The organism is Saccharopolyspora sp. NPDC002578 (genome assembly GCF_053592695.1).
Genome location: NZ_JBSFWJ010000011.1, coordinates 74,228 through 93,665, shown reverse-complemented (window position 1 = coordinate 93,665; position 19,438 = coordinate 74,228). Strand labels below are relative to the sequence as shown.

The 19,438-nt window shown below is 71.4% G+C and carries 19 protein-coding genes and 1 riboswitch; of the genes, 10 read left to right on the top strand and 9 right to left on the bottom strand.

Annotated elements, in window-relative coordinates; translation table 11 throughout:
- Positions 1 to 11: 11 nt before the first annotated feature.
- The 6 genes from ACWD38_RS08340 to ACWD38_RS08315 all read left to right on the top strand — a co-directional run bounded on the left by ACWD38_RS08340 (position 12) and on the right by ACWD38_RS08315 (position 5,479).
- On the top strand, positions 12 to 503 hold the full coding sequence (locus ACWD38_RS08340; RefSeq protein ID WP_184481073.1) for a GNAT family N-acetyltransferase: 492 nt from the start codon (positions 12 to 14) through the stop codon (positions 501 to 503).
- Positions 504 to 665: 162 nt separating this feature from the next.
- Positions 666 to 2,747 (top strand): ATP-binding protein, encoded by a 2,082-nt coding sequence (locus ACWD38_RS08335; RefSeq protein ID WP_450123675.1) that lies wholly within the window; start codon positions 666 to 668, stop codon positions 2,745 to 2,747.
- Between the two features lie 153 nt (positions 2,748 to 2,900).
- On the top strand, positions 2,901 to 3,347 hold the full coding sequence (locus ACWD38_RS08330; protein WP_343071509.1) for a MarR family winged helix-turn-helix transcriptional regulator: 447 nt from the start codon (positions 2,901 to 2,903) through the stop codon (positions 3,345 to 3,347).
- An 88-nt stretch (positions 3,348 to 3,435) separates the two neighbouring features.
- Positions 3,436 to 4,569 carry an FAD-dependent oxidoreductase gene (locus ACWD38_RS08325; RefSeq protein ID WP_450123674.1) on the top strand — a complete coding sequence of 378 codons (1,134 nt, stop codon included), beginning with the start codon at positions 3,436 to 3,438 and terminating at the stop codon, positions 4,567 to 4,569.
- A 35-nt stretch (positions 4,570 to 4,604) separates the two neighbouring features.
- Positions 4,605 to 4,970, top strand: coding sequence for a GntR family transcriptional regulator (locus ACWD38_RS08320; RefSeq protein ID WP_184481079.1), 366 nt, complete (start codon positions 4,605 to 4,607; stop codon positions 4,968 to 4,970).
- Between the two features lie 117 nt (positions 4,971 to 5,087).
- Positions 5,088 to 5,154: riboswitch (guanidine-III (ykkC-III) riboswitch) on the top strand.
- A gap of 10 nt (positions 5,155 to 5,164) precedes the next feature.
- Positions 5,165 to 5,479, top strand: coding sequence for a DMT family transporter (locus tag ACWD38_RS08315; protein WP_184481081.1), 315 nt, complete (start codon positions 5,165 to 5,167; stop codon positions 5,477 to 5,479).
- 51 nt (positions 5,480 to 5,530) lie between these two features.
- On the opposite strand, the gene ACWD38_RS08310 is transcribed toward ACWD38_RS08315, so the two are convergent.
- A complete protein-coding gene (locus ACWD38_RS08310; RefSeq protein ID WP_450123673.1) occupies positions 5,531 to 6,361 on the bottom strand; it encodes an aminoglycoside phosphotransferase in 831 nt (276 codons plus the stop codon).
- Positions 6,362 to 6,368: 7 nt separating this feature from the next.
- Entirely contained in the window at positions 6,369 to 6,782 is a 414-nt protein-coding gene (locus ACWD38_RS08305; protein WP_450123672.1) for a hypothetical protein, read from the bottom strand.
- Between the two features lie 104 nt (positions 6,783 to 6,886).
- On the opposite strand from ACWD38_RS08305, the gene ACWD38_RS08300 reads away from it, so the two are divergent.
- The gene (locus ACWD38_RS08300) at positions 6,887 to 7,111 is read left to right on the top strand and encodes a DUF397 domain-containing protein (RefSeq protein ID WP_450123671.1); all 225 of its coding nucleotides are present in this window, start codon (positions 6,887 to 6,889) and stop codon (positions 7,109 to 7,111) included.
- Between the two features lie 13 nt (positions 7,112 to 7,124).
- Here ACWD38_RS08300 and ACWD38_RS08295 read toward each other — a convergent pair whose 3' ends face one another.
- A complete protein-coding gene (locus ACWD38_RS08295) occupies positions 7,125 to 7,817 on the bottom strand; it encodes a DUF305 domain-containing protein (RefSeq protein ID WP_450123670.1) in 693 nt (230 codons plus the stop codon).
- Positions 7,818 to 7,992: 175 nt separating this feature from the next.
- Between ACWD38_RS08295 and ACWD38_RS08290 the strand changes: the two genes are divergently transcribed.
- Complete coding sequence (locus ACWD38_RS08290) at positions 7,993 to 9,441, top strand: LVIVD repeat-containing protein (RefSeq protein ID WP_450123669.1); 1,449 nt, start codon at positions 7,993 to 7,995, stop codon at positions 9,439 to 9,441.
- Positions 9,442 to 9,516: 75 nt separating this feature from the next.
- Here the strand turns inward: ACWD38_RS08290 and ACWD38_RS08285 are convergent, their stop codons facing one another.
- The 5 genes from ACWD38_RS08285 to ACWD38_RS08265 form a co-directional block, all read right to left on the bottom strand.
- Complete coding sequence (locus tag ACWD38_RS08285; RefSeq protein WP_450123668.1) at positions 9,517 to 11,667, bottom strand: putative bifunctional diguanylate cyclase/phosphodiesterase; 2,151 nt, start codon at positions 11,665 to 11,667, stop codon at positions 9,517 to 9,519.
- Positions 11,668 to 11,927: 260 nt separating this feature from the next.
- The gene (locus ACWD38_RS08280) at positions 11,928 to 12,821 is read right to left on the bottom strand and encodes an oxidoreductase (protein ID WP_184481090.1); all 894 of its coding nucleotides are present in this window, start codon (positions 12,819 to 12,821) and stop codon (positions 11,928 to 11,930) included.
- Positions 12,822 to 12,970: 149 nt separating this feature from the next.
- On the bottom strand, positions 12,971 to 13,678 hold the full coding sequence (locus ACWD38_RS08275) for a M50 family metallopeptidase (protein ID WP_184481092.1): 708 nt from the start codon (positions 13,676 to 13,678) through the stop codon (positions 12,971 to 12,973).
- A 136-nt stretch (positions 13,679 to 13,814) separates the two neighbouring features.
- Positions 13,815 to 15,128 carry a M20 family metallopeptidase gene (locus ACWD38_RS08270; RefSeq protein WP_450123667.1) on the bottom strand — a complete coding sequence of 438 codons (1,314 nt, stop codon included), beginning with the start codon at positions 15,126 to 15,128 and terminating at the stop codon, positions 13,815 to 13,817.
- A gap of 227 nt (positions 15,129 to 15,355) precedes the next feature.
- Complete coding sequence (locus ACWD38_RS08265; protein WP_184481096.1) at positions 15,356 to 16,117, bottom strand: EI24 domain-containing protein; 762 nt, start codon at positions 16,115 to 16,117, stop codon at positions 15,356 to 15,358.
- Positions 16,118 to 16,309: 192 nt separating this feature from the next.
- Here ACWD38_RS08265 and ACWD38_RS08260 point away from each other — a divergent pair, with 192 nt between their 5' ends.
- Positions 16,310 to 17,239, top strand: coding sequence for a YihY/virulence factor BrkB family protein (locus ACWD38_RS08260; RefSeq protein ID WP_450123666.1), 930 nt, complete (start codon positions 16,310 to 16,312; stop codon positions 17,237 to 17,239).
- A gap of 87 nt (positions 17,240 to 17,326) precedes the next feature.
- Positions 17,327 to 18,370, top strand: coding sequence for an iron-siderophore ABC transporter substrate-binding protein (locus tag ACWD38_RS08255; protein WP_450123665.1), 1,044 nt, complete (start codon positions 17,327 to 17,329; stop codon positions 18,368 to 18,370).
- 27 nt (positions 18,371 to 18,397) lie between these two features.
- On the opposite strand, the gene ACWD38_RS08250 is transcribed toward ACWD38_RS08255, so the two are convergent.
- Positions 18,398 to 19,339 carry a DUF5996 family protein gene (locus tag ACWD38_RS08250; protein WP_450123664.1) on the bottom strand — a complete coding sequence of 314 codons (942 nt, stop codon included), beginning with the start codon at positions 19,337 to 19,339 and terminating at the stop codon, positions 18,398 to 18,400.
- Positions 19,340 to 19,438: the final 99 nt, after the last annotated feature.

Sequence of the window (19,438 nt, the reverse complement as noted above, 5' to 3'; positions counted from 1 at the left end):
TCATGCACCGCATGTCCGCATGGGTCATCGAAGCCGAGCCGGTCGACGACGCGGGGATCGACGCGTTGATCCGGGAGTTCACCGCCGAGGTCGGCCGCCGTCTTCTGGGACGTCCGGCGACCGGCGCGGAGCTGCGCGCGGTGCTCGACCGCGATCCGCACGGCGACCTGGCCCCGCCGCGGGGAACGTTCCTCGTCGCGCGGGACGACGACGGCGATCTCATCGGATGCGTCGGCGCGCGGCTGCTGGACGACCTCCCCGCGACGGCGGAGCTCAAGCGGATGTACGTGCGCCCCGCGCACCGCGGGGCCGGCGTGGGCCGTGCGCTGCTGGTGGCCGCCGAGCAGGCCGCCGCGGCCCTGGGCGCTACCCGGATCGTCCTCGACACCAGGACGGTGCTCGTCGAGGCGCGGACGCTCTACAGCTCCCACGGGTACCGGGAGACGGCGCCGTACAACGACCACGGCGACGCGGAGCACTGGTACGCGAAGACCCTCCGCTGAGCGGGGCGACGGGCCGCGCGCCCACTACTGCCCGCAGGCCGGGCATTCGGGTAGTGCGGCTGCTCCGGATGGCCGTTTTTCCGGACTTTCCGGGAGGTTTCGACCCTGCCGGGGTGCCCGGAGGCGGTACACCGTCCTCGGGCACTCGCTTCGGAGGTCGGGATGGCCGAGGAGATCCGCAACGTCTTCACCGGAACCGCGCGCAACGTCGTGCAGGTGGGCAAGGTCGACGGCGACGTGCACTTCCACCAGCGGACCGCTCCGGAGGTCCCGGTGCCGAAGCAGTTGCCCGCCCGCGTCGCGCACTTCACCGACCGCGAGACCAGCTTGGACGCACTGGATTCCTGGCTGGCCGACCCCGCCGCGCCGACCTGGCTGATCGTCGGTTCCGGGGGCGTCGGGAAGACGTCGCTGGCCGCCTGCTGGGCGCACCGGGTGCGGGACCGGTTCCCCGACGGGGACCTGTACGTGGACCTGCGCGGTCACCACGTCGACCGCAGGCGGGACGCGAGCGAGGCGCTGGACGAGATGCTGCGCGCGCTGGGCGTTCCCAGCGAGCGGTTGCCCGTGGACGCCGATGCGAAGTCCTCGATGTACCGGACGCTGCTGACCGGCCGCCATATGCTGATCGTGCTCGACAACGCCGCCACCGCCGAGCAAGTCCGCCCGCTGCTGCCCGGTTCCGCGCCCTGCCGGGTGCTGATCACCAGCCGCAACCGGTTGACGAGCCTGACGGCCAGGGAAGGAGCCACCCGGATGTCGCTGGACGTGCTGCCACCGGACCGCGCGATCGAACTGCTCCGCAGGGCCGCGGGCGCCGACCGGGTCGACGCGGAACCCGACGCCGCCGCCGAACTCGCCCGGTACTGCGGATTCCTGCCGCTGGCGCTGCGCATCGCCGCCGAACGGCTCGTCGCCGGAGCGCACCTGCGGGTCGCCGAGCTCGTCGAGGAGCTGGCCGACGAACGCGACCGGCTGGACGCGCTGACCGTCGAGGAGGACGAGTTCACCACGGTGCGGGCGGTCTTCTCCTGGTCCTACCGCTCGCTGCCCGCGGACGCGGCGCGCCTGTTCCGGCTGCTCGGGCTCGCCGAGACCCCCGACGTCGGTTTGGACGCCGCGACGGCGCTGAGCGGGCTCTCGCGCGGCAAGACCCGCCGGTCGCTGGACGTCCTGGTCGGAGCGCACCTGCTCGACGAGCACCGGCCGCAGCGCTACCGCTTCCACGACCTGCTGGGCCTCTACGCCGCCGAATGCGCGCGGCACGACGAGAACGAGGCGGCGCGCGACGCGGCGGTGCGCGGGATGCTGTCCTGGTACCTGCACGCGACGATCGCCGCGTCCTGGCCGGCGGCGCCGAGCTTCACCCGAATCCCGATGGACACGCCCGACTCTCCCGGCTCCATACCGGAATTCGCCGATCGTCCGGCTGCGCTGCACTTCTACGACGAAGAGCGCGAGAACCTGAAGGCCGCGGTCCGGCAGGCCTCGGCGCGCGGGGAGCACGTGTTCGGCTGGCAGCTGCCGGTGGCGATGTTCGCCTTCATGCTGTCGCGGCGGCCGGTGGCCGACTGGCTGGAGACGCACCGCATCGGGCTCGCGTCGGCCCGCGCGCTCGGCGACGAGCTCGCCGAGGCATGGCTGCTGACCAGCGACGCCATCGCGTGGGGAACGGTGCGCGAGCACCAGAAGGCGCTGGTGGAGTTGCAGCGCGCGGTCTCGCTGTGGGAGCGGACCGGCCCGGAGTGGGCGCACGCGTGGGCGCTGCGCGACCTGGGCAGCGTGTACTACGGGCTGGGCCGCGACGCGGAGGCCGACGAGACCTTGGAGCGCGCGTTCGCCATGCACGTCGCGCTGGGCGACGAGTGGGGCGAGGCCACCGCGTTGAGCGCGCTGGCCAAAGCCGAGTGCCGCCTCGGGCAGTTCGACGAGGCGATCCCGCACCTGCAGCGGGCCATCGAGATCCGCCGCTCGCACGGCGACCGCCGCAACGAGGCCAGCTGCTTGAGCGAGATCGGGCTGGTGCTGGGCGCGATGGGCAGCACCGACGAGGCCGCCGAGCACTTGGAGCAGGCGCTGGCGCTGCACCAGGAGACCGAGTACGGCTACGGCGAGGCCATGGATCGCGAGCGGCTCGCCGACCTCTACGAGCGCACCGGACGCCCCGAGCAGGCCGGCGAGCAGCGCCGGGCCGCGGCGCGGCTCTACGACGAACTCGGCGTCCCGCACGAACTCGCCGGGTGAGGCGGCTGCCTCCCGGCGCTCGTCCTGCTCGGGGCGGAGGAACCTCCGTCGCCTGCCACGACGCGTTCGAGGACGTTCGCCGCGGGCCTGGCGGCCTCCGAGCATTCAGTTCGAGCATTGACAGTTAGAGCTCGAACTGTCAGAGTTCTGACCGTGGACGCACCGGACGACATGCTCACCAGCACCCTCGAACTGCTGCGCTGGATCGGATGGGCGCAGCGGAAGGCCGGCGAGGACTGGATCCGGGCCCGCGACATCACCTTCGAACAGGGTTTCGTGCTCCGGCAACTGGTCCGCAATCCCGGCTCGATCCAACGCGACCTCGCGCAGCTGACCCGCACCAGCGCGGCCAGCGTCTCCAGCCTGCTGCAGGGACTGGAGCGCCGGGGCCTCGTCGAGCGGCGCACCGAGCCCGGCAACGAGCGCAGCAAGCGCGTGTACGCGACGGAGGCGGGCGCCGAAGTCGTCTCCGGGTTCGACTCCGCGATGGCCGCCACCGAGGAGTCGGTGCTGGCCCCGCTGGACCAGGCCGAACGAGCGACCCTGCACGACCTGCTCACGAAGGTCACCGCAGAACTCCCGCGCCCGACGCGGCCGTAGCCGCATAACGCCCCGCTACCCGGAACATCCCGCGCCGCGCAGGCCACGCCTGCGCGCGCTAGAACCTGCTCGCACGAAGGAGCCACCCATGCGCACTCCCGTCACGATCATCGGCGCGGGGCTCGGCGGACTCGCACTGGCCCGCGTCCTGCACCTGCGCGGCATCCCGGTGGAAGTCCACGAGGCGGAGCCCTCGCCGACCGCGCGGTCGCAGGGCGGACTGCTCGACATCCACGAGCACGACGGGCAGCTCGCCCTCGAAGCGGCCGGGCTGATCGACGAGTTCCGCGCCCTCGTCCTGGAGGGCCACCAGGCGACGCGGTTCCTCCACCCGGACGGAACCGTCCTGCTCGACCTGCCCGACGACGGCACGGGCGGACGCCCCGAGGTGCACCGCGGCGAGCTGCGGCGGATGCTGCTCGACTCGCTGCCGACAGGCGCCGTCCGGTGGGGCCGCAAGGTCCGCGGCGCCCGCGCGTTCGGCGACGGGCGCCACGAGGTGACCTTCGCCGACGGCACCACGATCACCACGAGCCTCCTGGTCGGCGCGGACGGCGCCTGGTCCCGGATCCGGCCGCTGCTGTCCGCCGACGTGCCCGAGTACCCCGGCCGGTCGTTCGTCGAGACCTACCTGTTCGACAGCGACGCCCGGCACCCCGCCACCGCGAAGGCCGTCGGTGGCGGATCGATGTTCGCGCTCGCACCGGGCAGCGGGATCCAGACCCACCGGGAGCGCAACGGCACCCTGCACACCTACGTGGCGCTCACCGAACCGCAGGAGTGGTTCGCGGACATCGACTTCACCGACACCGCAGCGGCCACCGCGCGCCTCGCGCGGGAATTCGACGGCTGGGCGCCGGAACTCACCGCGCTGATCACCGACAGCGACACCCCGCCCGTGCTTCGGCCCCTGCACCACCTGCCGGTCGAGCACCGGTGGGAACGGGTGCCGGGCGTGACCCTGCTCGGCGACGCCGCCCACCTCTGCGTCCCGAACGGCGAAGGCGCCAACCTCGCCCTGCACGACGGCGCCGAGCTCGGCAAGGCCATCGCCGCGCACCCCGACGACGTCGAAACCGCGCTCGCCGAGCACGAGCGGGCGATGTTCGCCCGCAGCGCCGAAGCCGCCGCCGACGGCGACCGGCTCCACGAGCTCATGTTCGGCGCGGGCGCGCCCCACGACCTGGTAGCGGAATTCGCCGCCCACGCTCGGACTCCGTGAACGCCCGCCCGGTGCGCGTGACGGACAATGCGGGGATGGATCTCAGCGTGGACCCCGATTCCGGGGTGAGCCCGTTCGAACAGGTGCGGTCCGGGATCGCGGAGCGGATCAACTCCGGTGCGCTGCCGGTGGGCGCGAAGCTGCCGACCGTGCGGGGGCTGGCGGCGGAGGTGGGCATCGCCGCGAACACGGCCGCGAAGGCGTACCGCGAGCTGGAGCAGGCCGGGCTCATCGAGACCCGCGGGCGCGCGGGCACCTTCGTCAGCGCCGCCGGGGACCGCAGCGCCCAGCGCGCCGCCGACGCCGCCGCGGACTACGCCCGCACCACCCACGACCTCGGCATCCCGCCGCAGGAAGCGCTGGCGCTGGCCCGCGCCGCGCTGGGTTTGCCGCAGAGCTGACTCCGCCCCGGCGGGGCCGGACCGGCACCGGCACGAGGTGCCCCGATCGCGGCTCGGGGCGGTCGGCGTGGTGAGGCGGGACTCGTTGCCACCTCCCAACGGGCGTGAGACGTTGGAATCGAGCCCGACGACGTGGCTCCCGGACGAGGGGTGCCGTACCCGGTGTGCGACAAGACGGCCCGGAGGAGTCCGTGATGTCGTGGATCGTTCTCGTGCTGTCCGGTGTGCTCGAAGCCGTCTGGGCGACGGCGCTGGGCAAATCCGAAGGCCTCAGCAGGCTCGGCCCGTCGGTGGTCTTCTTCGCCGCGTTGGCCGCGAGCATGGCGGGCCTCGCCTACGCCATGCGCGATCTCCCCGTCGGCACGTCCTACGCGGTGTGGGTGGGCATCGGCGCGGTGCTCACCGTCACCTACGCGATGGCCACCGGGGACGAATCGGTCTCCGCGCTCAAGGTCCTGTTCCTCGCGGCCATCGTCGGCGGCGTCATCGGCCTCAAGCTCCTCCACTGAGCCCCGGCACTGCCGGATGCGGCGCCGGGCAACCCGTCCTGGGAGGACTTCTCAGAGCCGCGCGACGAGGTCGCGCAGCGGGTCCGCGAGGTCGGGGTGGTCGCCCATGTCGACGCGGTGCAGGGCGCGGGACGCGACGTAGCGCAGCGCGGTGCGGCCCTCGCCGGTGTCGAGCACGTCGGCGAACGTCTCGCGCACCTTCGCCGCGACCGGCGGGACGAGCAGGCTGTAGCAGTACAGCGAGGCCGCGTCCGTGCCCGCCGGGCCGCGCCCCCACAACTCCCAGTCGAGCAGGCCGAAGCGCGGGCGCACCAGGTTCGCCCAGTGCAGGTCGCCGTGCACCGTGTCCCAGTGCTCGATGTCCAGGTCGTGGCCGAGCTTGTCCCGCACGGCCCGCTGGATGTCCGGTTCGTCGTTGCGCAGCCGCAGCGTCGGCACCACCCGGATCGTGTCCAGCGCGGTGCGCAGCTCGGCCCACCAGTCGCCGGAGAGGTCCGGTTCCTCGCGCAGCACGTCGGTGTCCGAGCAGCGCTGCCCCGGTACGAAGGTCATGAGTTCGGCGCGCTGCCGCCGCGTCTCCGCGAGTTCCCACTCCACCAGGCCGAGCACCCGCGGCTTGCGCACGCCGGTGATCGCGTTGGAGTCGGCGTTGCCGGTCCACCAGTCCCCTTCGGCCCACTGGATCTCCTCCGACACCACGCGCAGCCAGCGCGGCCCGTCGGGGCTGAGCACGGCCGCGCCGATGGAGCGCTGCCGCCACCCGAGCACCGGATCGCCGACCACGCGCACCGCGAAGTGCTCGGCCGCCCGGTCCAGGTTCTGCCGCATCCACGCGGCGAACATCTCGTCGGCTTCCTCGTTCGGAATCTCGTTCGGTGCCACCACCCGATCATGTGCCATCGGGTCGCGGCCCGCTCATCTCGGTCCCGGTTTCACCGTCCTCCGGAGTGGCCTTCGCCGGATCCACCCAGACCAGCCGGGGCCGGATGTGCGCACCGAAGCAGAAGTCCACTATGGACTTCTCGGCGGTCGCCGCGCTGCGGCGCACTCCCCGTTCGACCGAGACCACCTCGACCCGATCCGGCAGAGCCATCCCCCACGCGGCCACGCGCCCGTCCACTCGGCACCCGTACTCCTGGACGACGGCGAACAACCGGGGAGCGGAATCGGCCACGACGCCGGCCATGATCTCCACGAACTGCTCCTCGTCGCACAGCGGCGGCATCCCGGTGGGGTCGTTGACGAACTCGTCCAGCGGATGCCCCTTCTTCGACCCGGTCGTCGCGTCGTGGATGTGCACCATGCGGTTCGGAGCGCTTGCTGAAATCGCGCTCTCCCAAGGCGACTCCAACGATGCGATCATGAAGGCGCTCAGCAATTACGAGTGATCGCACGAAGGAGCCGACCATGCGGGTGGATCCGTTGGAGAACACCGAGTGGCGCAAGAGCAGTTTCTCCGGTGGTGGCAGCAATGGCGGCGGTCAGTGCGTGGAGGCTGCCGCGCTGGCCGATGGGCGGGTCGCGGTGCGCAACAGCAAGCGTCCCGAGGACGGCGCCGTGCTGTTCACCCGCGCGGAGATGCTCGCGTGGGTGCAGGGGATCAAGGCCGGGGAGTTCGACGACCTCACCTGAGGGAGGCCGGGCCTCAGCCGGCGAGCCCGCGCATCGTGGCGATCTCGTCGGTCTGGGTGACCAGGACGTCCTGGGCCATCTCGTGCAGCCGCTCGTCGCGGCCGGTGGCGAGCACGTCGGTGGCCATCGCGACCGCGCCCTCGTGGTGCGCGGTCATCAGCCGGAGGAAGAGGCGGTCGAACTCCGCTCCCCCGGACGCTTCCAGCGCCGCGAGCTGCTCGGGCGTCGCCATGCCCGGCATCTCGGCTCCGTGACCTGGGTGCCCGTGCCCGGAGTGCCCCTCGTGCCCCGAGCCCTGCGCGTTCTCCGGCAGGTCGTGGGTGGCGAGCCAGCCGCGCATGGCGCCGATCTCGGCCGGTTGCGCGGCGCCGATGCGCGCCGCGAGCGAGCGCACGCTCGGATTCGCGGCCCTGGTCTCGGCCAGGTCCGTCATCAGCACGGCCTGCTCGTGGTGCACGATCATCATCCGCACGTAGTCCGCTTCGGCCTGCACCGGTTCAGCGCTCGCGAGGCGGTCGCGGTCCAGCGACGGCACGACCGACGGTTCGTCACCGGGTTCGCCGGGCAGGACCACGGGAGCACCGGCCGCCGATTCCTCCGGTGCGGCGCTCGGTTCGCTCGTGCACCCCGCCGCGACCAGCAGCGCAGCGGCGCAGCAGCCCACCGCGCCCCACCTCGCGCGACCGGCAGCGACACGTCCGAACACCGGCATTTCTCCCCTCGAACTCCCCCGGCCCGGCAACGAGCAGGGATTTCACATGCTGAAACAACCACTCGGACTATTGGGTCAACCATCCGTGGCCAAGATACTGATCGGAAGCGGTCGGGGTAACCGCTGTTCGACGACGGTCGGTGATCGGCCGGACAAATGGGGTGATGGCGTGGGTATCGGTCAGCGCAGCAGGAGGCGCGTCGCGGGAGTGCTCGCCGCGACGGTGCCGTTGGTGCTCGGGGTGGTGTTCGCCGCGCCCTCGTCGGCGACGCCGCCGAACGAGCATCCCGAGGAGACCACCGGTGCCACCGTGCAGGCACGGCCGGCGGACACCGATCACAGCCCGAACATCGAGCACCTGGCGAACCTGCCGAAGCAGGCACCGTTCGACAACCTCGACAGCATCGGCACGGACATCGCGTTCAAGGGCGACCACGCCTACGTCGGCAACTACGACGGCGTCGTCGTCTACGACATCGCGAAGCCGGAGAAGCCGAAGGTCCTCACGCAGATCGTCTGCCCCGGCGGCCAGGGCGACGTGTCGATCTCCGGGAACCTGCTGTTCGTGTCCACGGACTACCCGCGCACGAACGACAGCTGCGACAGCCAGGAGGCCGACTCCGCGGACCCGCAGGCATGGGAGGGCATGAAGGTCTTCGACGTGAGCGACCCGGCGAAGCCGCGCTACGTCTCCGCGATCCGCACCGACTGCGGCTCGCACACGCACACGCTGGTGCCGGACAAGGCCGGCGAGGCCGTGTACCTCTACGTCTCGTCCTACGGACCGTCGGCGGAGTTCCCGAACTGCCAGCCGCCGCACGACAAGATCTCGATCGTCAAGGTGCCGCTGGACAACCCGGCCGCGCCCGAGCTCGTCGACGCCCCGGTGCTGTTCCCGGACGGCGGCAACCCGGGCGTGCCCGACGGCATCCGGGAGACCTCCGGCTGCCACGACATCACCGTGTTCCCGGAGCGCGACCTCGCCGCCGGGGCGTGCATGGGCGACGGCGTGCTGTTCGACATCTCCGACCCGGCGAAGCCGAAGGTGACCGAGCAGGTCCGCGACGACGAGAACTTCGCGTTCTGGCACTCCGCCACGTTCAACAACGACGGCACGAAGGTCGTGTTCACCGACGAGCTCGGCGGTGGCGCCGCCGCCACCTGCAACTCGCGGGTCGGCCCGCACCGGGGAGCCAACGGCGTCTACGACATCACCGGCTCCGGCGCGGACGCGAAGCTGGAGTTCCGCAGCTACTTCAAGCTGCCGCGCGAGCAGGCCGACACCGAGAACTGCGTGGCGCACAACGGGTCCCTGATCCCCGTTCCGGGCCGCGACATCATGGTGCAGGCCTGGTACCAGGGCGGCGTGTCGGTGTGGGACTTCACCGATTCGGCGCAGCCGCAGGAGATCGCGCACTTCGACCGCCCGCCGTTCGACCCGAACGAGCTGCAGCTCGCCGGTTCGTGGTCGGCGTACTACTACAACGGCCACATCTACTCCAGCGGCATCCAGGAAGGCCTCGACGTGCTCGCGTTGAACGACCCGCGCACCGACCCGGCCAAGGACGTCCGCTACGAGGAGTTCAACCCGCAGACCCAGCCCGTCCACGCGGGCTGAGCCGAGCAGCGATTCGGCCCCGCTCGTCCTGACGAGCGGGGCCGAATCGCGTTCACGGCAACGGGATGGGCGAGCTCAGTCGGGCTCGTGGGGTGGTTGGGCGGCGCCGAACTTCCGCAGCAATGCCTGCGCGTCCCACGCGGTCACCGGATCGCCGTACAGCGGGCCCACGGCGAAGTCGCAGCCCGCCTCGGCCCAATGGCGCTGCTGCTTCTCGTCGGCCACGTCCCCGGTGCAGATCTTCACGCCGCTGTCGTGCATCAACGGCAACAGCTGCCGCACCGCGCGCACCGCCGGATCGTTCTGGTCGTCGCAGCCGTGCACCATCTCGACCAGTTCGTCGGCCAAGCGCACACCTTCCACGGGGATGCGGCGCAGCGCCCGCAGTTCCGGCGCGGAACCGGAGAAGCTGTGCAGCAGCGTGCGCACGCCCAGCGTCCGCAGCACGCGGATGTTCTCCAGCAGCTCCTCGGAGGCATTCATGATCACGCTGGTCGGCATCGCCAGGTGCATCCAGCTCGCGTCGAGGTCGCCGTCGTCGAGGACCGACCGCACCAACGCCACCAGATCCGGGTCGCGGACCTGGTTCTCGCTCAGCTCCACCAGGAAGCACGTCCTGAAACCGGCGCGGTGCCACGTGCCGACCTGCTCCCACGCGACGCGCAACATCCAGTCCCGCAACGACAACGTCACGCCGGAGCGTTCGGCGAGTTCCAGGCATTCGCCGTGCCCGAGCACCCCGTGCCCCGGCGGGCTCCACCGCAGCTGGGCCTCGACGCAGATGAGGTCGCCGGTGTTCAGGCCCACCGTGGGCCGGTAGCAGACCTCGAATTCGCCGAGCTCCAGCGCGCCCGGCATGATCGCCGCCAGCTGCGCCTCGGTCCGCTCGTCCGGGGCCAGGTCCGGGTCGAACAGCTCCCACTGCCGCGCCCCGGCGATCTCCGCCCGGCGCAGCGCCACGTCGGCGGCCCACATCATGTTCGTCGGGTCGCCCTCGGAGACCGGGCGGCGCACCACGCCGATGCTCGCCGAGGTCGCGATGCCGTGCCTGCCGACGTAGATCGGCTCGGACAGCTCCTCGTTGATGAGCGCGGCGAACTCCGGGATGGCGGGCGTGTGCGGGGATTCGCTGATCAGGATGGCGAATTCGGTGCCGCCGAAGCGGGCGACGAGCGCTTCCTCGTTCTCCACCAGCTGTTCCAGCCGGTGCGCGACGGCGCGGATCACCTTGTCCCCGGTCTCGTAGCCGAGCCCGTCGTTGATCAGCTCGAAGCCGTCCAGGCCCAGGTGGTAGAGGGTGAGCATGCCGTCCGGCGGGAAGTTGCCCTGCGCGGCCTCCAGCCGGGTCCGGAAGTACTGCCGGTTCGCCAGGCCCGTCATCGCGTCGTGCAGCGCCTGGTACTGGATGCGTTCCTGCAGCAGGTAGAGGTCGCTGATGTCCTCGACCATCGTGACGATGTGCTTCGGTTCCCCCTCCGCACCGCGCAGGAGCGACACCGCCAGGTACGTCCAGGCCTGCTCGCCGTCGGCGCGCAGCAGCCTGCGCCGCTCCCGGAGCCGCTGCCCCGGGCCGCCTTCGGCGAGCTCGGCGTAGGCGGCGTTGAGGTACGCGGCCTCCTCCGGGTGGAACAGGTCGTGGATCGCCATCGTCAGCAGGTCGTCCTCGCGGTGCCGGAGGATCTCGGCCAACGCAGGATTGACCTCCATGAACCGGCCGTCGAGGTCGCAGATGGCGACGCCGATGGGCGTGCTGGTGAAGACTTCGCGGAACCGGGCGTCGCTGGCCTTGAGCTCGCGGTCCGCGCGCATCAGCGCCTGCGTGGTGGTGCGTTCGGCGCGTTCCCGGTCGGCGGCCGAGTAGGCCGCGGCGATCGAGGTGAGCAGTTGCAGCAGGTGCCCGACCGCGCCCACTCCGGACTCGCCGACGACGCAGTCCCGGATGAGTTCCAGCGTGCACGGCAGGCTGCGATCACCGGTGGCGTGCAGCTCGACCAGCCGCTCCCCCACGATGCGGCCGGATTCCTCCGCCCGTTCGGGGTCCTGCAGCGCCTCGGCGAGCTCGTCGACGAGCTTCGCCAGCTCGTGCTCCAGTTCCGCGTCCGACAAGCGGATCTCCGGGGAACACTCGGTGAGGCGCTGCGCCCACCGCAGGACCAGCGTCGCGCGCCACCCGGTTCGTTCCGGCAGCGGCCCGGCCCCGTTCCCCGCGTCGAGGGGGTCACCCATGCTCAGTTCACCTGTCCGTCGACCACACCGGCGGACCTAGCGCCGGCCCAGGTGAGATGACCGGCCACCAGGAGGCGGACGTCGCGCCCGGAGGCTGCCCGGCCTCCGGGTTCGTCGCACCACGTTGGTCCCCGAACGTCTCCCCGTATTCGCAAGACTACTGGGTGATGTCCAGTACGCGGAGCACCGTCCACTCGTCTCATCCGACCACCACCCGTGCCACGTTCGTGATCATCATCCCTCGGACGATGGCTTTTCGATCACTGGGCTTGCTCCAACGCCGTGCCCTCCGGGACGAGGTCGTCGAGTTCGGCCACGTCCGTGTCCGTCAACTCCACCCGATCGGCCGAAGAGTTCACTTCCAGGTGCTCGATCGACGAGGTTCCGGGGATCAGCAGCAGGTTCGGCGACCGGTGCAGCAGCCAGGCCAGTGACACCTGAGCGGGCGTGGCGCCGCGACGCTGCGCGATCGTGCGCACGACCTGGTCGCCGCGCACCCTGCTGTCGGCGACGAACGCCGAACCGAGCGGGAAGAACGGCACGAACGGCACGCCCAGCTCCGCGGTCCGGTCCAGCAGCGCCGCCGCGGTTCGGTCGAAGACGTTGTAGGCGTTCTGCACCGACGCGATCGGCGTGACCGCCTGGGCCTGCTCGAACTGCTCCGGCGTCACGTTCGACAGGCCGATGCCGCGCAGCAGGCCTTCCTCGCGCAGCTCGACGAGGGCGCCGAGCTGGTCCTGCAAGGTGATCCCCGGCCGGTCGACGGTGTGGCGCAGGTACACCACGTCGAGGGTTTCCAGGTGCAGGCGGCGCAGGTTGTCGTGCACCTGGGACTTCAGGGCGTCCGGGTGCCCCAGCGGTGGGAAACCGCCGTGCTGATCGCGGTAGGCGCCGACCTTGGTGGCCAGGACCAGACCGTCCGGATAGGGCCGCAGGGCCTTCGCGATGAGCTCGTTGACCACCCACGGGCCGTAGAAGTCGGAGGTGTCGATGTGGTCGATGCCCAGCTCCACCGCGCGGCGCAGCACCGCCTCGGCGCGCGCCGGGTCGGCGGGCGGACCGAGGACGCCGGGGCCGGCCAGCTGCATGGCGCCGAATCCGATGCGGTGCACCGGGCGGACACCGGGGAGGTCGAGAACGTTCGTCGTCGTCACCCGGTGATGCTGCGTCACGGGACCGGTTCAGGGCAAGGCTCCCCGGGGAGGCCACTGTGGACTTCCGGGCGGCATCACTGCTCGTCACAGGTCTGGTCCACTGGTGCGGCATCTGCCCGCCCGGTCCCGGCCGCGAGCGGATCCGCTGGTCAGAGCTGCGGGATGAGCAGCAACCAGCGGCCCCCCACGACGAGCGCGGCGCCGCCGATCAGGAACCAGATGCCGAGCCAGGCCGCCGCCGGGACGCGCACGAGCCGGGCCAGCTGGTCGGCGTCGGAGCTCGGCGCGCGGCCCCTGGTGCGCTTGCCGCGCAGCTCGGCGATCGGGCGCAGGCCGCCGAACAGCAGGAACCAGCTGAACAGCACGCAGCACGCGGCCTGCCACTGCGGGCTGGCGAACCAGGACACGGCGAACAGCAGACCGCCGGTCACGACGATCGAGAGCACGCCGTAGGCGTTGCGGATGGCCAGCAGCATCAGCGCCAGCAGCGCGATCGCCGCCCACAGCGCGGGCCGCGCCTGGTCGAACGAGACCAGCGCCGCCCCGCCCAGCCCCAGCAGCGACACCGCCGGATACCCGGCGAACAGGGTGAACACCATGCCCGGCCCGGTGGGGCGGCCGGTGGAGAGGGTGAGCCCGGAGGTGTCCGAGTGCAGCCGGATGCCGTTGAGCTTGCGACCGCTGAGCAGCGCGACGACGGCGTGCCCGCCTTCGTGCGCGATGGTCACCACGTTGCGCAGCAGCCGCCACGTGCCGCGGTTGACCACCAGGCCGAGCGCGACGAGTCCGAGCAGCAGCGTGAGAGCGGAACCGGAGTCGAGCAGCTGCGCGCTCCACGACCTGACTAATTCGTCCACAGTAGACACACCAGGGGTTTCGGGGTTCTTCCATCGAACGGGTGCCGATCGTACGCAGCGCCCCGCCCCGGACGGCCAGGACCGCCGCAGCCACTCCGCCGGCGCCCCCGAGGGCGCGCCGGCGGAGGGCTCGGCGTCAGTCGAAGAAGCGGGGCACGTCCAGCGGGCCGCCCGCCGCCTCGAACTCCGCGTGCACGGCGTCGCGGAGCCGCTCGTCCGCCAGGTAGTCGACCGCCGTCAGGGCGAGTCCCGCCGCGCCGTCGAGCACCGCGCGGTCGCCCGCCTCCGATCCGGCCGCCGTCGCGAACCCGGCCGTGTGCAAGGACAAGCCGGAGTCGCCCAAGCCGATCATCGGGTGGATCGCGGGCATCCGGAAGCTGAGGTTGCCGAGGTCGGTGGAACCGGTGAGGTACTCCGGCACCACCCCGCGCGGCAGCGAGGTGCGGCCCCGGCGGGACTGGTGCTGCGCCCAGCGCGCGGCGAGCGCGTCGTTGTGCCGGATCGGCAGGTACGGGCACTGCCCGTCCCAGACCAGCTCCACACCGCACCCGGTCATCTCGGCGGCACCGCGTGCGATCCGCTCGATGCGCTCCGCCAGGTCCCGCAACGAATCCGGGTCCGCCGAACGCACGTAGAACTGGGCGGCGGCGCGCTCCGGCACCACGTTCGGGCGCTGACCGCCGTCGGTGATGATGCCGTGCACCCGATCGCCCGAGGGCATGTGCTGGCGCAGCGCGGACACGCCCTGGTACGTCGCCACCACCGCGTCCAGCGCGTTGCGGCCCATGAACGGCTGCGCCGACGCGTGCGCCGCGATGCCGTGGAAGACCACGTCCACCTGGCGGCGCCCCAGGAACGGGTGCGTGGCGACGTCGTGCGAGAACGGGTGCAGCATCACCACGGCGTCCACATCGTCGAACACGCCCGCGCGCGCCAGGATCTCCTTGCCCCCACCGCCTTCTTCCGCCGGCGTGCCGATGAGGCTCAGCCTGCCGCCGACCTCGTCCAGCGCGGCGGCGGCACCGAGGAAACCGCCGGTGCCCGCCGAGCAGATGATGTTGTGCCCGCAGGCGTGCCCCACGCCGGGCAGCGCGTCGTACTCGGCGAGCACCGCCACGTGCGGGCCGCCCGAACCCGCGGTCGCCAGCAGCGCGGTGGGCAGCTCGCCGACCCCGACCTGCGCCTCGAACCCCTGAGCGCGCACCAAGTCCGCGACCGCCGCCACCGAGCGGTGCTCCGCGAAACCCTCCTCCGGGTGCGCGTGCAGGTCGTGGCTGAGCCCGAGCAGCGCGTCCGCCTGCTCGTCGAGCCGGGACTCCACGCGGGCGCGCACCGCCTCGGAGGCACCGTCGAACTCGGAGCGGATCGGTTCGGCGGTGGCCACGGCTCGTTCGGTCGCCGCCGCGACCGCCTTCAGGTACGAGTCATCAGGCGAGGAGGGAACAGTCATTCCCGCACTGTAGGACCCCGGAATGATCTGCGTAGCTGGTCGCTCGGCGGAACCTCAGCGGCCTTCTCGCTGCGGGATCGATTTCCCAAGTGGCTCCGCCACGAGGGAAATCGCTGTCCTCGCGAGAAGGCCGCTGAGAACCCGCCGGTGGTCGTTTTGCTCGGGTGGTCGCTGCTCAGCGGCTTCGCCGCTGACAGGACGACGATGAACGACCGCTCCGCGGGGTCTTACTGGTCGTCGACGGTGGCGTCCGGGTCGTCGAGGTAGCGGTGGGCGAGGAGGGTGCCGCCGACGACGGCGGCCGGGATCACCACGAGCTGTGCGACCGGGATGAGGCACAGCAGGTAGGCGGGGAGGCTGAAGCCGAGGGTGCGGGCCTTGTTCGCCGTCAACGAACGCTGCCGGTCGCGCATGGTCAGGCCGCGCCGCTGGAACACCAGCCCCACCATCTCCAGCGCCACCACCCAGGCGCCGAACACGGCGGCCAGCACCGGGATCACCGTCTGCCCGATGACCGGGATGAAACCGAGGAAGAACAGCACCACCGCTCCGACCAGCGCCACCAGCACCAGCTTGAGCGCGTCGCGGACGCCCCGGCCGAGCTGCCGGGCCGTCCCGGCGCCGTCGTCGCGGGTGTCGAGCCCGAGCCGCTGCTCGGCCTGCTCGGCGATGTGCTCGTAGAACGGTCCGCCGATCAGCAGCGTCACGGCGATGAACGACACCGAGGCCAGCAGCGCCGCCGCACCGACCAGCGCCGCGCCGAGCACCACCCGGAACGCCTGGCGCAGCCACTCCGTCCAGCCGTCGGCGAACGGCGTCAGCCACGACACCAGGTCACCGCTGAAGTACAGCAACGTCCCCAAGGCTCCCAGCAGCAGGAACATGCTGATCAGCGCGGGAATCGCCCCGATCAGCAGCAGGCGCGGGGACCGCAGGATCAGGCCGAGCCCGGTGCCCAGCGTGCGGACACCGGCGACGAAGTTCTTCATGCTGCTCCAAGAACGGCGGATCTTCCCCAGCAAGGTATACGGCCCGATTTGACCGCCCGTGACCGGATCACTCCGCCAGCAGGCCGATTTTCGTGACATACCGCACTTCGGCGTAACACGGGACGCGGCGCGGAACTCAGAGTGGCCGCGACCGGCGTCGGTGACGACGCAGGGCCGGAGGGGAGAACCGTGTTGACAACGCAGCGAACGTTCGCCGAGCGGCTGTGGCACGCGCAGCCGCGGAATCGGCAGCTGCGCGGCCTGTGGCGGCTCACGAAGAAGACGATCCTCGCCAGCTCCCGGCACCGGCTGACCGGCTTGGCGGGCGAGGCGGCGTTCTTCACCCTCATCTCGATGCCCCCGGTGCTGCTGGGCCTGGTCGGCACGCTCGGCTACCTGGCCGACGTGCTCGGCGGCGGCACCATCGCGGCCGTTCGCGAAGCACTGGTGACCGGGGCCTCGACGGTGCTGTCCCAGCAGGCGATCGACGAACTGCTGCAGCCGGTGCTGGACGAGGTGCTGAGCTCCGGGCGGGCCGGGGTGATCTCGATCGGTTTCGTGCTGGCGCTGTGGTCCGGTTCGGCGGCGCTGAACGTCTTCATCGACACGATCTCCGTCGTCTACGGCATGGGCGGGCAGCGCAACGTGGTGCGGCAGCGGCTGATGTCGGTGGGTCTCTACACCGCGGCCCTGTTCGGCGGGATCATCCTGCTGCCGATGCTGGCCGTCGGCCCCTCGGTGATCGCCGACTGGTTCCCGCAGGTCGCGGTGATCGTGTACTCGCTGTACTGGCCGGTGATCGTGATCGGGTCGATCGCGTCGCTGTGCACCTTGTACTCGTTGTCGCTGCCGCTGCGCGCGCCGTGGCTGGAGCACCTGCCGGGTGCCGCGCTGGCGCTGCTGGTGTGGGTGGGCGGCAGCTTGGCGCTGCGCGTCTACCTGGACGTGACGATCGAGCACTCCCCCGTCTACGGTGCCCTGGCGGCGCCGATGGGCGTGCTGCTGTGGCTCTACGTCACCGCGTTCGCGGTGCTGCTGGGCGCGACGGTGAACGCGGAGCTCGACGGCGTGCAGCCGTCGCGGCGCACCGCGCTGGCCCGCCGGGAGCTCGTCGAGGAGTGATCGGTGCAGCCGCACAACTCACACCACAACGACGCGCGTGTTTGTTAGGTTAGCCTTCGCTTGATTGCACCGGATGAAGGATGCGCGATGACCACTGCTGACCGAACGCACCCGCAGGACGAAGCCTCCCGAGGCGGCACCCGCCTGGGTCGGCGCGGCTTCCTGGCCGGAGCGACCGGTCTGCTCGCCGCCGGGCTGGCGGGCTGCGCGGGCGGCTCGCCCACCCCCTCCGGTCAGCCCGCGGGCCCCGGATTCCCCGTGCGGATCCCGAACAAGTTCGGCACCGCCGAGATCCCCGCCGCCCCCGGCAAGGTCGTGTCGCTGGGCATCACCGATCACGACGTGCTGCTGCCGCTGGGCGTCGTGCCCGCCGGTCTCACCCCGTGGGGGCCGTGGGAATCCGGAGTGGGCCCGTGGGTGGAGCCGATGCTGGGCCAGGCGAAGCCGAAGCAGCTCGGCACCGACGTCGACGTCGAAGCCGTGATCACGCTGATGCCGGACCTGATCCTCGGCGTGCAGAGCGCGTTGACGCAGGACCAGTACAACCGGCTCGCCGCGTTCAAACCGGTCGTGGCGCAGCCGCCGAAGGCCATCGACTACGGGGTGAACTGGCGGGTGCAGGCCGAGACCATCGGGCAGGCCCTGGGCAAGGAGGCCGAGGTGGACGAGCTGATCGCCGCCACCCAGGCCCGCATCGACCAGACCCGGCAGGCCAACCCGCTGTTCGAGGGCCGCACGCACGTCACGGTGCGCACCGACTCGGCGGGCACCTACGCCGCCTACACCAAGCAGGACGCCCGCACGGCGCTGCTGGAACAGCTCGGACTGAAGCTGGCGCCGTCGATCGACGGGATGGACAGCGGCGGCAAGTTCAACGTGAAGGTCAGCAAGGAGCAGGTGTCGCTGCTCGACGCGGACGTCGTCATCGTCACCACCGCGAAGCCCACCGATGTGGCGGCGGTGAAAGCGGATCCGCTGCTGAACAACCTGCCTGCGGCCAAGCGCGGTTCGCTGCTGCTGCTCGACGACTACGACCTGACGATGGCGCTGGGCTCGGCGACGGTGTCCAGCATCCCGTTCGCGCTGGACAAGTTGACGCCGCTGCTCAACGGGGCGCTGCAGAAGCTCTGAGGCGGAACCGCCCGGCTCACGCGCCGATCACCGCGGCGAGGGCAGCCGGGCCGGGTCCACTTCGAGCAGCGAGCGGTCCCAGTCGCCGTGCTGCGCGGCGGCGGCGTAGCTGGAACGCAGGAATTCCAGCAGCGCGGCCTCCGGATCGTCCGCCGTGCGCACCGCCTCGTAGGGCAGCACGAACTCCCCGAGGTCCGGGAAGTACGCGGCGTCGGCGGGCCGCACCGGGTGCTCGGCGAACCCGGCGGGTTCCGGGTAGGCGTAGGAGTAGAACAGCCCTTCGCCCTCACCTCCCGGCCAGAACCCGCAGCTGCTGAGCTCGTGCGAGTAGCCCTCCACCATCACGTCGTCCGGGCAGTTCGGCGCGCCGCCGGGGTGCGGTGGCGCGGGCCTGCCGGAGAACCGGGTCACCGCCAGGTCCATCGCGCCCCAGAAGTAGTGCACGGGACTGGCCTTGCCGAGGAATTCCGCGCGGAACTCCCCGAAAACGCGGTTCGCGGCCACCAGCTGCCGCCACCACAGGTGCGCGCTCGCCGCGTCGTAGGAGGCGTGCTCGGTGTCCTCGTCGAACGGGATCGCCCGCACGACCTCGTTCGGCGCGGAGTGGATCGCGGTGGTGAGGTCCAGTTCGTCGAGCGCGGCCATCGTCTCGCGGTAGAACAGCGCCACCGATTTCGGCTCCAGCACGACTTCGCGCTGCTCGCCGTCGGCGGAGCGGATGCGCAGCACGTGGTCGCAGAAGTCGAATTCGGCGTCGAAGCTCCGCTGCCCGTACGGCACCGCCGAGGTCGTCAGGCCACGCGGAGACACGTACAGCGCCGTCTGCCACCAGTGGTTCATCATCGGCGCCAGCGCCAGCCGCACCTTGCCGACGATCTGCGTCCACAGCTGCAAGGTGTCGCGCGTGTCGGCCCATTCGTCGACCCGCAGCCTCGGCCAGCCCACGGCTTCCTGAACCCGTCCTGTCATCACGCCCTCCCCGGTCGCGTCCGGACCCCATGTTGAGCGCCGCCATCGGTGAACGCAGCCGCCGCACGTCCCGAAAACCGCAGGTCACATCGGGGCCGA

Coding starts and splice junctions, on each gene's coding strand:
- ACWD38_RS08340 (WP_184481073.1), top strand. CDS start 12: ATGTCCGCATGGGTCATCGAAGCCGAGCCGGTCGACGACGCGGGGATC.
- ACWD38_RS08335 (WP_450123675.1), top strand. CDS start 666: ATGGCCGAGGAGATCCGCAACGTCTTCACCGGAACCGCGCGCAACGTC.
- ACWD38_RS08325 (WP_450123674.1), top strand. CDS start 3,436: ATGCGCACTCCCGTCACGATCATCGGCGCGGGGCTCGGCGGACTCGCA.
- ACWD38_RS08320 (WP_184481079.1), top strand. CDS start 4,605: ATGGATCTCAGCGTGGACCCCGATTCCGGGGTGAGCCCGTTCGAACAG.
- ACWD38_RS08315 (WP_184481081.1), top strand. CDS start 5,165: ATGTCGTGGATCGTTCTCGTGCTGTCCGGTGTGCTCGAAGCCGTCTGG.
- ACWD38_RS08305 (WP_450123672.1), bottom strand. CDS start 6,782: ATGGTGCACATCCACGACGCGACGACCGGGTCGAAGAAGGGGCATCCG.
- ACWD38_RS08300 (WP_450123671.1), top strand. CDS start 6,887: ATGCGGGTGGATCCGTTGGAGAACACCGAGTGGCGCAAGAGCAGTTTC.
- ACWD38_RS08285 (WP_450123668.1), bottom strand. CDS start 11,667: ATGGGTGACCCCCTCGACGCGGGGAACGGGGCCGGGCCGCTGCCGGAA.
- ACWD38_RS08270 (WP_450123667.1), bottom strand. CDS start 15,128: ATGACTGTTCCCTCCTCGCCTGATGACTCGTACCTGAAGGCGGTCGCG.
- ACWD38_RS08265 (WP_184481096.1), bottom strand. CDS start 16,117: ATGAAGAACTTCGTCGCCGGTGTCCGCACGCTGGGCACCGGGCTCGGC.
- ACWD38_RS08255 (WP_450123665.1), top strand. CDS start 17,327: ATGACCACTGCTGACCGAACGCACCCGCAGGACGAAGCCTCCCGAGGC.
- ACWD38_RS08250 (WP_450123664.1), bottom strand. CDS start 19,339: ATGACAGGACGGGTTCAGGAAGCCGTGGGCTGGCCGAGGCTGCGGGTC.